Annotated in this window: 11 protein-coding genes; 4 read left to right on the top strand and 7 right to left on the bottom strand. The window is 73.4% G+C overall.

Translation table 11 applies throughout. The features are described from left to right. The first annotated feature begins 49 nt into the window (after positions 1 to 49). Positions 50 to 1,627, top strand: a complete 1,578-nt coding sequence (locus tag OP04_RS11855; protein ID WP_033339615.1) for a methyl-accepting chemotaxis protein — start codon at positions 50 to 52, stop codon at positions 1,625 to 1,627. Positions 1,628 to 1,824: 197 nt separating this feature from the next. Here the strand turns inward: OP04_RS11855 and OP04_RS49560 are convergent, their stop codons facing one another. The 4 genes from OP04_RS49560 to OP04_RS53250 all read right to left on the bottom strand — a co-directional run bounded on the left by OP04_RS49560 (position 1,825) and on the right by OP04_RS53250 (position 4,451). After that, positions 1,825 to 3,330 (bottom strand): hypothetical protein, encoded by a 1,506-nt coding sequence (locus OP04_RS49560; protein ID WP_051797612.1) that lies wholly within the window; start codon positions 3,328 to 3,330, stop codon positions 1,825 to 1,827. A gap of 3 nt (positions 3,331 to 3,333) precedes the next feature. Beyond that, on the bottom strand, positions 3,334 to 3,663 hold the full coding sequence (locus tag OP04_RS11840; RefSeq protein WP_033339613.1) for a type VII secretion target: 330 nt from the start codon (positions 3,661 to 3,663) through the stop codon (positions 3,334 to 3,336). After that, positions 3,660 to 4,076 (bottom strand): YbaB/EbfC family nucleoid-associated protein, encoded by a 417-nt coding sequence (locus OP04_RS11835; protein ID WP_033339612.1) that lies wholly within the window; start codon positions 4,074 to 4,076, stop codon positions 3,660 to 3,662. Before OP04_RS11835 ends, OP04_RS11840 begins: the two co-directional genes overlap by 4 nt. 66 nt (positions 4,077 to 4,142) lie before the next feature. Next, entirely contained in the window at positions 4,143 to 4,451 is a 309-nt protein-coding gene (locus OP04_RS53250) for a hypothetical protein (protein ID WP_157239714.1), read from the bottom strand. A gap of 521 nt (positions 4,452 to 4,972) precedes the next feature. On the opposite strand from OP04_RS53250, the gene OP04_RS11825 reads away from it, so the two are divergent. Beyond that, positions 4,973 to 6,313, top strand: coding sequence for a hypothetical protein (locus OP04_RS11825; protein ID WP_051797609.1), 1,341 nt, complete (start codon positions 4,973 to 4,975; stop codon positions 6,311 to 6,313). Here OP04_RS11825 and OP04_RS11820 read toward each other — a convergent pair. Next, positions 6,264 to 8,318, bottom strand: coding sequence for an NB-ARC domain-containing protein (locus tag OP04_RS11820; protein ID WP_033339610.1), 2,055 nt, complete (start codon positions 8,316 to 8,318; stop codon positions 6,264 to 6,266). The two genes, OP04_RS11825 and OP04_RS11820, sit on opposite strands and share 50 nt — an antisense overlap. Positions 8,319 to 8,377: 59 nt before the next feature. Here OP04_RS11820 and OP04_RS11815 point away from each other — a divergent pair, with 59 nt between their 5' ends. Next, entirely contained in the window at positions 8,378 to 8,902 is a 525-nt protein-coding gene (locus OP04_RS11815) for a hypothetical protein (RefSeq protein WP_033339609.1), read from the top strand. On the opposite strand, the gene OP04_RS11810 is transcribed toward OP04_RS11815, so the two are convergent. Beyond that, on the bottom strand, positions 8,865 to 9,965 hold the full coding sequence (locus OP04_RS11810; protein WP_157239712.1) for a nucleotide disphospho-sugar-binding domain-containing protein: 1,101 nt from the start codon (positions 9,963 to 9,965) through the stop codon (positions 8,865 to 8,867). The two genes, OP04_RS11815 and OP04_RS11810, sit on opposite strands and share 38 nt — an antisense overlap. 144 nt (positions 9,966 to 10,109) lie before the next feature. Between OP04_RS11810 and OP04_RS49555 the strand changes: the two genes are divergently transcribed. Further along, positions 10,110 to 11,678 carry a sensor domain-containing diguanylate cyclase gene (locus tag OP04_RS49555; RefSeq protein ID WP_157239710.1) on the top strand — a complete coding sequence of 523 codons (1,569 nt, stop codon included), beginning with the start codon at positions 10,110 to 10,112 and terminating at the stop codon, positions 11,676 to 11,678. An 82-nt stretch (positions 11,679 to 11,760) separates the two neighbouring features. On the opposite strand, the gene OP04_RS11800 is transcribed toward OP04_RS49555, so the two are convergent. Continuing rightward, positions 11,761 to 12,696, bottom strand: coding sequence for a hypothetical protein (locus OP04_RS11800; protein ID WP_033339607.1), 936 nt, complete (start codon positions 12,694 to 12,696; stop codon positions 11,761 to 11,763). Positions 12,697 to 12,794: the final 98 nt, after the last annotated feature.

Raw genomic sequence — 12,794 nt, 5'->3', positions numbered from 1 at the left:
GTCGAAGGGACATACGACCACCCCCGCACGAACTCGATAGGTCGGTGTCATGGCCTGGATCCACCGCATCAGAACGCGGATGATCGCCGCGTTCGCAGTCCCGCTCGTCGTCCTCTGCATCGTGGGCACGCTGGCGTACCGGAACACGGACACGCTGGAGACCACCAGCGGGTGGGTGTCCCACACGTACCAGGTCATGAACGCGATCGACCAGGTCTCAGACGCGCTGCAGAACGCGGAGACCGGGCAGCGCGGCTTCCTGATCACCGGCCAGGACGCCTACCTCGAGCCGTACACCAAGGCGAAGGACGCGGTCAGCGGCACCATCGACACGGTCGCGGAACTCACCGCGGACAACGCCACCCAGCAGGGCCGCATCGACGAGCTGCGCCCGCTGGTCGACACGAAGTTCGCCGAGATGCAGGAGACCATCGACCTGCGCCGCACCCAGGGCTTCGCGGCCGCCGAGGCCGTCGTCCTGCAGAACAAGGGCAAGGCCGTGATGGACCAGATCCGCGGCCTGCTCGACGACATGTCCACGGCCGAGTCCTCGCTGCTCGACGACCGGGCAAAGACCACCGACGACACCGCGGACGCCTCCCGCACCACGATCCTGGCCGGCGTGGCCATCGCGCTCGTGTTCGTACTCGTCCTGGCCTTCCTGATGACCCGCAGCATCCTGCGCCCGCTGTCCGCACTCACCTCACGGCTCAGCGAGATCGCCAACGGCGAGGGCGACCTCACCCGGCGCGTCGAGGAGGACCGGCGCGACGAGTTCGGGCCGCTGGCCGCCGCGTTCAACCGGTTCGTGGCCAAGCTGGCCGGCACCATCGGGCAGATCGGCGAGCAGTCCGCCAACCTCGCGGTCGCGGCCGGCGAGGTCGCCCGCGCCACCACCCAGATCTCGGCCTCGGCCGTGGAGACCTCGAACCGGGCCGACCAGGTGTCGTCCGCGACCGAGGCGATGAGCGGCGCGCTGAACACGGTCGCGGCCGGCGCCGAGGAGATGGGCGCGTCCATCCGCGAGATCTCCACGAACGCCACCGAGGCCGCCCGCGTGGTCGCCGAGGCGGTCGAGGTCGCCCGGTCCGCCACCGAGACCGTCAGCGAGCTGGGCAACTCCTCCGCCGAGATCACCAACGTGATCAAGCTGATCACCGCGATCGCGGAGCAGACCAACCTGCTCGCCCTGAACGCCACCATCGAGGCGGCCCGCGCCGGCGAGGCCGGCAAGGGGTTCGCGGTCGTGGCCAGCGAGGTCAAGGACCTCGCGCAGGAGACCGCACGCGCCACCGAGGACATCAGCCGCCGGGTGGAGAGCATGAAGGTCAACGCGGACGCCGCGGCGGACGCGATCGGCCGGATGAGCGACATCGTGGTCCAGGTCAACGACTACCAGACCACGATCGCGTCGGCAGTGGAGGAGCAGACCGCCACCACCACCGAGATGAGCCGCAGCGTCAACGAGGCCTCCGGCAGCACCACCGAGATCTCCGCGAACCTGGCCGGCGTGGCCAGCGCCGCGGGGGACACCACGGTCGCGCTGACCGCCACCCAGGCCTCGGTCGAGGAGCTCAACGAGATGAGCAGCACGCTGAAGACGCTGGTCGGCCAGTTCAAGTACTGACCCGGTGAGCGGTGGGCCGATCCTCCGGCCCACCGCTTCCGCCGCGTCACCGCCGGTCGTGGCCGTCGTGCCCGCCCCGATGGCCGTCGCCCTGCTCGGGCCGGCGGCCGTCGTCGTGCTCATCGTGGCGCTCGTGGTCACGGTCGTGCTCGTGGTTCCGGCCGTGGCCGTCGTGCTCCCCGTGCTCGCCGCGGTCCTCAGCGCCGCCACCCTCGTGCTCGCCGCGTTCGTGCCCCGTGGTCCTCGTGCTCGCGCCCGTGGCCATCCTGTTCGCCCGCGTCGCCGTTGCCCGCGTGCTCGCCGCCCTCGTGCTCGTGCTCGCCGCGCTCGTGCCCATCACGCTCGTGCTCGTCACGCTCGTGCTCGTCACGCTCGTGCTCGTCACGATCACCCTCGTGCTCGCTGCCGTCACCTTCGTGCTCGTCGCCCCCGCGCTTGTCCCCCTCACCATCGTGCTCGTCGCCTTTGTGCTCGTCCCCTTCGCCTTCGCGCTCGTCGGCCTCGCCCTCGCGCTCGCGCTCGTCGTCCTCATGCTCGTCGTGCTCGGCGGTCGCCTCCTCGTCTTCCCCGTTCTCGTCTTCCTTGCGTTCGTCTTCCTCGTTCTCGGGCCTGTCGTGTTCCGAGTCCTCGCCGTCCTCGTCATCCTTCGCGTCGTCGGCTTCCGGCTTCTCCGCCTCGGAGCCCTCCTCGGCCTCGCCACCCTGTTCCTCGCCGGACGCACCACCCGTCCCGGACGGCCCCGCGCCGCTCAGGCTGGTGCCACCGCCCTCGCCCTCCGCCTCACTCCCGGACCCGACCGGCTCCGCCATCGCGCTCCCACCGGTATCAGCCGGACCGCCTCCCCCACTCGGCACGCCACCACTCGGCACACTCGGAGCGCTCGGAACACTCGGAGCGCTCGGAACACTCGGAGCGCTCGGAACACTCGGGGCACTCGGAGCGCTGCCGCTCGGCGCCGGAGCCCCACCGCCACCCGTCCCCGTCGGCGCTCCCCCGCCGCCGCCCCCGGACCCTGACGGTGCCGGGGATTCCGGCGCTCCGGACGTACCCCCGCCGGTGTCCGGGGTCGGGGTTTCCGCTGCCGTCGCCGGGTCCCCGGCTGCCGGAGCCGCCGGCAACCGGAACTTGAGGCTCCCCTCCCGCGCCAGCCCGAACCCGCCGCCCGCCCCGTCCCGACGGCCGTCCGCGTCGCCCGTGGGAGTGCCGGCCGTACCCCTGGTGATCTGCTTCTGCGCCTCGGCGAGAACCTCGTCGATGGCGGTCTGCGCGTTCGCCTTGATGCGGGGAAGCCAGGCCGCGGAAGCGCCGAACGTGACCACGAACGTCGACTCCACCAGCAGCAACTGGCTGATGGTCTCCAGCAGGATCGACTCCAGGATCTGTTTCGTCTGGCCCACGATGCTCGCGGCCGCGAGCAGGCCGAGGCCGAGCAGCTGGTAGCCCTCCGCGGCGTCCTCCAGGTTCGCCGCCGGCGCGTCCCGTTTGCTCCACGTCGTCCGGAACGCCTCCACCGCGTCGCCGCTGTTGCGCTCCCACACCGAGGCCGCGGACTTCTGCGCGGTCGCCATCGGGTCCTGCATCGAGCCGCCGTTGGCGATCCAGACCATTCCCATCACGAACATCGCGGACTCGTCCGCCTCCGGCCAGGTCCGTTCCAGCCAGTTCAGCGTGGCGGCCAGCGGCCAGGCGAGGTCGTCGGCCATGGTTCACCGCCCCGCGCGGTTGTCGAACTGCCTGCGGACCTCGGTCATGCCGCGGCCGTTCTCGTCCTCGGTCCGGTCGTAGGAACCGGCCATCGTGCGCAGCTTCTCCGCGTAGTCGCGGAGGACGACCAGGTTCGCGTCGACGCAGTCGAAGGCCAGCTCGAACGCGGGCGTGAAGCACGAGCCGATCGCGCTGCCGAGGAGGTCCGCGCCCCACGGCTGCGCGCTTCCGCTGTCGGCCCTGTTCGCGGCCTCGTCCACGTCGTCGGACGCGCGGTCGATCGTGTCCCCGGCGTCCCGCATCGAGTCCGGCTCGACGTGCAGCGGCTTCACCGTCGTGCCGCCCGTCGCAGGAAGTCGTCCATCGACTCGCCGATCATCGCCAGCTGCCGCAGTCCCTGGTTCTGCATCTCCGCGATCCGGGCATCGAGCCCGGCCAGGTCGGCCACCGGCGACTCCGGGTCGCCGAGGGCGGCCCGCAGCGCCTGGTTGACGGCCGCACGCACGCCCTCGGCCAGGTCGATCGCCGGCAACCGCATCACGCGGGGGTCGAGGACCAGCTCCGACACCATGCCGTCGGCGCCGGCACGGGCCCGGACCAGACCGTCGAACGCGTCGCCGACGCACTCCCCCCGGCCCTCGTCGCGGCTTCTCCGGGCCTCCGCCAGCCTGTCCCGGGCCGCGGACAGCATGCGTTCCACCTCGTCCGCGCCGGCCCGCCGAAATTCGTCCCGTTCCCCGCTCATCCCGACCTCCCGAGATTGACGCACGTCATTCGGGCTACGGACGGACGACGGTTTCGGTTCTAAAAATCATCCGAGCCGCCGGGATCGCCACAGCCGACGGGCGATCAGCGCGGCGTAGACCAGCAGCACCCCGCCGAGCGCGCCGGCGATGCCGCACCAGGCGTACCCCGCGAGGGTAAACCTGACTTGACAGGTGGACTCCAGCGAGAAATCGTCCGACTGCGATCGGTGACAAAGCGCGCCATCGATTCCCTGGCGCGGGGCGCCCTCTAGGCTGTCCCGATGAACGTGCCGCCCGTGCAGGTCCCGATCGGCATAGCGGCGGGAGAATGGCGCACGGTCGGATTCGCGCGCACGGTCCTTTTCGTGGTCCACAACGTGACGACGCTGAACCGGCTCACCGACGTCTTTCCCGCCTTCGACGCGGACCTGCGGGTACAGGTGGTGGCGACGTCCAGCATGACGGATCCGTTCTCCGCCGGGCTGCCGGAGGTGCTGGCCGGCCTGGGGATCGTGGTCATCCCGTGGGCGCAGGCGCTACAGACGCGATTCGACCTGATCATCGCCGCCAGCCACCACGGATACCTGACGGAACTGCACGGTCCTAAAGCGATTCTGTCGCACGGCATTGCCGGGAGCCGGGAGCCGGGAGCCGGGAGCCGGGAGCCGGGAGCCGGGAGCCGGGAGCCGGGAGCCGGGAGCCGGGAGCCGGGAGCCCGGAATCGGCGCACGAACGCAGCGTTTTCGGGCTGTCCGCGCAGTGGCTGCTCTATGACGGGCGGCCGATCGCGGACGCGCTCATCCTCTCCCACCAGGAGCAGGCCGACCGCCTCCGCGCCCGCGTCCCGCAGGCCGCGCACGCCGGTGTCATCGCCGGCGATCCCTGCCACGACCGGATGCTCGCCTCGCTCCCTCACCGCGACCAGTACCGCGCCGCGCTCGGCATCCCCGCCGATCACACGCTCATCGCGATCTCCTCGACCTGGTCCGCCGGCTCGCTCCTCGGCACCCACCCCACGCTGATCCGCCGGCTGCTCGCCGAGCTGCCGATCGACGAGTACCGCGTCGCCGCGATCGTCCACCCGAACGCGGTCGCCGGCCACGGCGCCTACCAGCTGCGCTCCTGGCTTGCCGACTGCGTCCGCGCCGGCCTCCAGATCGTCCCGCCGCTGGAGGGCTGGCGCGCCACGCTCATCGCCGCCGACGCGGTGATCGGCGACCACGGCGCCGTGACCGGCTACGCCGCCGCGCTCGGCCGCCCCACGCTGCTCGCCGCGTTCCCCGATGACGACATCGCTCCCGGCACCGCTATCAGCGCGCTGGGCCGCACCGCACCCCGCCTGGACACCACGTCGCCACTTCGCCCGCAGCTGGAGGCCGCGCTCAAGAATCACTGCCACGACACGTTCGCCGAGGTCGCCGCGCTGACCAACGCCGTCCCCGGCGAGTCCCCCGAACGCCTGCGCGCCACGTTCTACCGCCTGCTGCGCCTCGACGAGCCCGCGCACGAGCCGACGCTCCACCCGCTCCCGCTCGACGGCCTCACCCCGCTGCCGGCACCCCGCATCCCCGCCGTGCTGGTCACGGCAAGAACAGGTCAAGACCATCAGTGGGTACGCCTGCAGCGCTTCCCCGCCGAACAGTGGCCGCATTTTGCCCCCGCCGCACCCGGCACCCGCGCCCACCTGCTGGTCCACCACCGCCACCCGGCCCGCCGCCTCCGCGCCGCCGCCGACATCGTCTTCGCGCTCGTCTCGGAGGCCCCCGCGACGGACGCCGCGCGCGCCTCCCTGCTGCGGCAGATCCTGAAGGCGCATCCCGGCGCGCTGCTCGCGGCGGTGGCCGGCCAGGACGACTGCCTGATCAGCGACCGTGACGGCACCCTCGTGGCGCTGCGCGCGGACATCGCAGGCGTGGCCGACGCGGGCGGCGCCAACGGCGAACGCGGCGGCCCGCCCGCCTCGGCCGAGGACGCCGGCCCGGTCGATCCGCTCACCTATGCGTCCGCCGCCCTCGCCCGCCACGCCGCCGAGACCTCGGACAGCCCGCCCGGCTCGGCCGAACCCGCCGGCAGCCCACTCAGATCCGCCGGGAACGCGGACGGCCCGCTCAGATCCGCCGGGAACGCGAGCAGCCCGCTCGCGGCCGCCGCGAACGGCATCACGCTCCACATCGGAGCGCGACGCGTCAGGCTGGCAGCGCGTCCCGTTGCCCGCGAAGCCGATCGGCCAGGCTGAGCAGCCCCAGCTCGGTGGCGGCCGGCACGGCTCGGTCCAGCCATGCGCGCGCCTCCGCCGGCGGCACCACGCCCGCCATCGCGATCATCGTGCGCATCGCGGCCGACCGCGCGTTCTCCCCGGTCAGCAGCGCCACCGCCTCCTCCGCGGCCGCCCGTCCCTCCTCGGGACGGCCGAGCAGCGTCAGCGCCAGGCCCAGCGTCGACGCGGAGCGTCCCGTGTTGATCGCCTCGCCCTGTGCGGTGAACCAGTCGTGCGCGGCCCGGACCAGTGGATGGGCCTCGTCCGGGCGGCCGGCGTCGGTCAGCAGCCGGGCCAGGTGCAGCCGCAGCAGCGCGCACATCCGGTCCCGCTGCGCGCCGTCCGGCATCCGGTCCTCGACGATCTCCCAGGACTCGCGCAGCCGCGCGATCCCCTCCTCGATCCGGCCGGGCAGCTGTCCGAGCACGATGCCCTGCCACTCCCGCGCGCTCTGCATCCCGGGCACGTGGTCCAGTTCCCCGGCCAGCCGGCGGAACTCGCCGAACGACTCCAGCGCCGTGTGCAGCAGCGCGGTCCGCCTGGTCTCGTGCCCGGCGCCCTGCGCGGCCGCCTCGTGCTCGGCGGCCTGTTCCGCGGTGGCGCCGAGATCCTGGTGCAGGCGCATCGACGCGAGCGCGCCGAGATGACCGGCGGCCTCCAGGCCGATCGGCAGGATCTCCAGCAGCGCGTCCGCCCGGTCGGTCTGGTAGAAGAGCGGCCACAGCGCCTCGCACACCGCGACGCAGTCCGCGTGCAGCCCGGCCTCGCCCGCCAGCCGCACGACCGCGCGCAGGTTCGCCTGCTCGGCGGCCAGCTCCGCCCGCACGGCCGCGCGGGCGCCGGGCCCGTGGTGGGCGGGCGCGGTACGCGCGAAGACGTCGCTCACCCACCACCGGCCGGAGTAGACGCGGGCGAGCGCGGCCGCCCGCGCGGCGTACCCACCGGTGATGCTCTTGATCGTGTCGAGCCGCTCCTCCGGGGAGAGTTCTGCGACGGCGAGCTCGTGGGCGTGGCGCGCGATGAGCGCGTGGTGGAAGCGGTAACGGTCGCCGGGCGGGGAAGGGCGCAGCAGGTGGGCGGCGCAGAGTTCGTCGAGCACGTCGTCCGCGTCGCCGAGCAGTGCGGACGCGGTCGTCGCCGCGAAGTCCGGGCCCGGGTGCAGGCCCAGCGTCAGGTAGGCGCGCCGGGCCGGCGGCGTGAGCGCGTCCGCGCAGGTGTCCAGCAGCAGGCGGATGACGCGCTCGCCGTCCAGGTGCAGCACGTCGAGCGGGGACCGGGCCCGGAGCAGGTCCGTGAGCACGCCGAGCGGGCGGTCGCCGCGGCGCCGGACGCGGGCCGACGCGATCGCGAGCGCGAGCGGCAGCCCGCCGCAGAGCCCGGCGAGCGCGCGCACCGCCTCCGGCTCACCTGCGGCCAGGCCGTCCGGCATCAGCGCCTCCAGCAGCGCGATCGCGTGCTCGTCGGTCAGTTCGCCGAGCACGATCCGGCGGAAGCCCTGCCGGTGCAGGTGGTCGAGGTCGCGGCGGCTGGTGGCGATCACCACGGCGTCGGACGAGGACGGCAGCAGCGCCTCGACCTGCGGCCCGTCGTGCACGTCGTCGAGCAGCATCAGCACGCTGCCGCGGACGGTCAGCGACCGGAACAGCCGCTGCCGCGCGGACAGACCGGCCGGGATCTCGCCGCCCGCCCGGTCGTTCTCCCAGCGCATCGCGCCCAGCCAGTCCGCGAGGATCTCCGCGGGCTCGGTGCCGCCGCCGGGCGCCGAGCCGCCCAGCTCCGCGTAGAGGCGCCGGTCGCCGTAGCGGCCGAGCAGCCCGTGCGCCAGGTACTGCGCGAACATGGTCTTGCCGATGCCCTGCGGACCGGTCACGAGCAGGCGCAGCGGCTCCTCGCGGGACCGCGCGGTGTTGATCAGCGTGTTGGCCCGGTCCAGCGGCTCCTGGCGATCGACGAACGGCATCGGCGCGGCGGGGAACTCGTTCACTCCACACTCCACGGTTGCGGCGACCACGTTGGACGAACATTACCGGCTATGGTCGCGCCGTGGACGCTACGTCACCGTGGTGGGCCGTGCCCGCCTTCACCCTGGCCGGCATCGTGCTCACCCAGCTGTGGACGCTGCTGTCCGACCAGGCGCGCCGCCGGTCGGAGCGGGCCGCGCGGCTGGATCCGGACAAGATCGGCTTCTATCGGGAGTACGTGCACGCCGGCCGCCGCCTGCTCGACCTGGACGTCTGGCCGTCGTCGCGGACCGGTGACCCTGTCCCCACCGAACCGATGCTGGAACAGGTCCGGCGCGCGGACGTGGACATCGCGTTCGCGGCGCCGGCGCGGGTGACCGGCACCGCGCGGGAGGCGACCACGGCCGCGCTCGCGCTGACCGCGGTGATCGACGGGTTGCGGGAGAGCACGACCCGGCCGGTCGGCGGCACGCTGTCCGGCGAACCCGCGGAGAGCCTGGCGGACGCGCGGCGGCGGCTCGGGACCGCGCTGGACGCGTTCGTCCGCGCGGCGCGCCGGGACGTCGGCGTCACCGCGCCCTACCTGCCGATGTCCGGCCCGGAATAGCGGCCGCGATCAGGTCCGCGGCGCGTCGCGCCCCGTCGCGCGCCGCCAGTTCCGCACGCCAATAATCAATCGCCGGGGGTACGCCTGGGTCCGCGACGAGGCGCTCTGCCGTGTGCCGAGCCTCGCGTGGTGCCGTGAGCAGCACCCCCGCCCGTCGATCCGCCCACCGTCGCGCCAGGTAGCGCTGTTCCGCCGAGCGCGGCGCGAAGATCATCGGCACGCCGGCCGCGACCGCCTCCAGCGTCGAGTTCATCCCGCCGTGCGTGAGGAACACGGTCGCGCGGCGCAGCACCGTCCGCTGGGGCACGTGCCGGACGGCGTGGACGTGCGGCGGCAACGGCCCGAGCGAGGCCGGGTCCAGGTGGCCGGTCGCGATCAGGACGCGCCAGTCCGTACCCGCGAAGGCTCCTGAAATGTCGTGAAAGAACCGCCTCCCGCGCGCAAAAACCGTGCCGGGCGAGACGAACAGCAGACGATCCTCCCGCCGGGCGTGCTCGTCGAGGCTGCCCAGCAGCGGGCCGACCACCTCGATGCCTTTCGCGTGACCCGGTTGCAGGCCGGGAACGGTGTGGGCCAGCACCAGCCGTCCGTCGCGCTCGACCCGGCGGACCATCGGCCGCAACCGGTGCACCGCGGCCGGCAGCCGGGAGACCTCGGCCAGCGCGGTCCCGGTCGCGGCGAACGTGGTGCTGAGCAGCACGGACCGCACGCCGGCCCGGGTCGCCACGCGATCCGCCCAGCCGATCATCGGGTCCAGCACCACCAGGTCCGGGCGGGTGCCCAACAGCGTCGTGTGCAGCTCAGCGGCCGCGCGCCGGTTGATCCGCGGCCGGCGCATCCGGCCGCGCGCGTAGCGCAGCCCGCCCGGCCCGAGCAGCCGGTCCGGCACGTACACGTCCGGGACGGCGGTGAGCGGCACCGGCGTCGCGCCGCGCTCCCGGATCGCCTCCGCGAAGGCACCGCCGGCCAGCATCCAGACCTGCTCACCACGCGCGCTCAGCTCCGCCGCGACCGGCAGCATCGGCCCCACGTGCCCCGCCACCGAATACGGAACGAACAGCACCCGCGCCACGATCGCCACACACTACCGGACATCCACTCATGGTTCCCAAGCCACCTCGGAGCGTGACAAGCTCAGGGCGCTCCTCGCGCTGCCGATGGGGTGGCAACGAGCGTGGCCGACGCGGATCACGAGGGAGGCGGGCCCGTGCCGAACGCCGGCCACCTGGACGACGCCCGCGCGGTGGCGATCGGGCGCGCCTACGAGCTGGTCGGCCTGGCCCAGGGCCAGAACGTGGACGCCGAGATCGGCGCGGCCGAGGACGAGGCGGCCGCGCAGGGCTGGACCGACGTCCGGCTGCTCCTCAAGTGGGCCCGCACGATGGCCGCGCGCGAGACCGGGCTCGACAACACCGACTACCTGCAGGCCATGGTCGACCTGGCCGAGAGCAGCGGGGAGACGGTGCTGCTCGCGCTGGCCCTGGCCACGGTGGCCGCCCGGCGCAGGACCCTCAAGCGTGCCGTGGACGTGAGCGAGTCCACGGCCATCCCGCTGGTACGCGCGGTCGCGCTGCTCGACGACGGCGGCGGCCCGGTGGTCCATCGGGCGGCCGCACTGATCGAGGTCGGCGTCGCCGCGCAGGAGCTGAGCTTCTGGGAGCTGGCCGTCGAGTACTACGACCACGCCGAGCGGGTCCTGGACAGCGCCGGTGACCCGCGCCTGACCGAGACGATCCTGCTGCAGCGCCGGGTCCTCAGCTACAACCGGACCGAGGTCGTGCTCGACTGGGCGAGCGCGCAGGCCATGATCGGCAACTGGGACGCGGCGGTGCGCAACGCCGCGGCGGCGATCCCCGGCGGTCTCGCCGCGATCGACGACGACTGGCCGCCCAGCTGGGAGATGGAACACCGCGCCCACCTGCACCTGCTCGCCGCGCTCGCCGGGAGCGCGGTGGAGATCGCGCTGCCGCCGGAGATGTTCAGCACCGGCGTCTCGGTCGCCTCGGTCGTCGCGCTGGGCGAGGCCATCCGCACCGCGCGGGCCGCCGACGACGCGGACGCGGCCCTGCTCGCCGCCGATCTGGCCGGCCAGATCGGCTGGGCCACGCCACAGAGCACCCGGCTGCTGTGCATGAGCATCGCCGCCCGGCTGCCGGGTGTGCCGGTCGCCGCGGTCACCTACGCGGACGAGCTGGCCCGCCTTCGCTGGAACGCCCGGCTCGACCAGGTGGCCGGGCTGCGGGACGCGATCGCCGTCGAGCGCCAGCGCCGCGAGCACGAGCAGCTGCGCCAGCAGGTCCTGGTCGACGAGCTGACCGGGCTGGCGAACCGGCGTGGCTACCGCGCCTACCTCAACGCGCTGCTGGTCCCCGAGGCCGAGCCGCGGGAGTACGCCGTCATGATGGTCGACGTCGATCACTTCAAGCAGGTGAACGACGGTTTCGGCCACGACGTCGGCGACCTGGTCCTGGCCCGGATCTCCGAGATCCTGGCCGCGCACGTACGACCGGTGGACCTGGCCGCCCGGCTCGGCGGCGACGAGTTCGTCGTGGTCCTCGCCGGGGTCGGCCCGAACCAGCCGGAAAAACGGGCCCAGGAGATCATCGACGCGGTCCGCGAGCAGGCGTGGGACGAGCTGGCCCCGGGCCTCACCGTCTCGATCAGCATCGGCGTCCACCGCGGCGGCGCCCAGGAACTGCCGACCCTGCTGACGGACGCGGACCGCAACCTCTACCGGGCCAAGGACAGCGGCCGCGGCCGCGTCGCCGCCTCCTAGACGTGCCGCGCTTCTCCAAGATCGGGGCGTCCCCACAGTGTTCTGACGACTTGGGGGACGCCCCGATCACCGGCGGGGCGAGTCAGCGCCGGGGCAGGCGGGTGACCAGCAGGTTCGGGTCGTGCTGGGTGGTGTAGGCGGCGCTCGGGACGTAGACCGTGCCGCCGCGGACCAGGACCGACGTCGGGTTGGACAGGCCGTCGGCCTCGGTCAGCACGGTCCGCGGCGCGCGGCCGCCACCGGCCAGCACGACCGTGTTCTGCGTGACCAGACCGGCCAGGAACGTCTCGCCGTCGCCGACGAAATCGAAGTCGTCGATGCCGGTCAGGCCGGTCGCGACCGTGGTGAAGACCCCGGCCTGCCGGCCGCCCACGGGGGTACGCAGCACCGTGCCCCGGTCCAGGTTCGACACGTACAGGCGGCCGTTGTGGATCTTCGCGCCGTTGACGCCGAAGAAGCCGGTCGAGGTCAGTGCCGGGTCCGCGCTGAACACCCGGGTCCGGCCGTGCGGGGTGACGGCGTAGACCACGCCCTTGGCGGAGTCGGTGGCGTAGAGCGTGCCGGTGTCCGCGTCCCTCGCCAGGCCGTTCGGCAGTCCGTCCGCGGGCAGGTCCGCGAACTTCCGCGGCGTGCCGCCCTCGGTGAACGTCCAGACGCCGGTCTCGGCCGCGGAACCGGTCGCGTACAGCACGTAGAACGTGCGGCCCACGCGGACCAGGCCGGTCGTCAGCGGGAAGCCGAGCAGCGGGGTGACCGCGGCCGGGTCGGCCGGTGCGGGCAGCGTGGCCAGCACGCGCACCCGGCCGTCCGCGCCGATGCGCGCCACCTGCCGCGCGCCGGCGAACGTGACGTCGACGCTGCCGTCCCGGTCCGGCACCACGTTCTCCGGCATCTGGCCGGCGGCCAGGTCGAAGTGCACCAGGACGGAGGCCGTGGGGACGGCCGCGGTGGCGACGCCCGGTGTCGCGGCCGCCGCGATGCTCAGCACCGCGGCAGCAAGGATCTTCTTCGCGTTCATGACGTCGATCCTGGGAGATCCGCGGCGGGCCAGCCACACCCGCTCAGGCCTACCCATGGCTTTATCCGGAACCGCTCCCGCCCCTAGCGTGCGGTCCG

This window comes from Catenuloplanes japonicus, assembly GCF_000717135.1.
GTDB classification, from domain to species: Bacteria; Actinomycetota; Actinomycetes; order Mycobacteriales; family Micromonosporaceae; genus Catenuloplanes; species Catenuloplanes japonicus.
The sequence above is the reverse complement of the archived record's forward strand: the minus strand, read 5'-3'. Positions and strand labels throughout refer to the sequence as shown.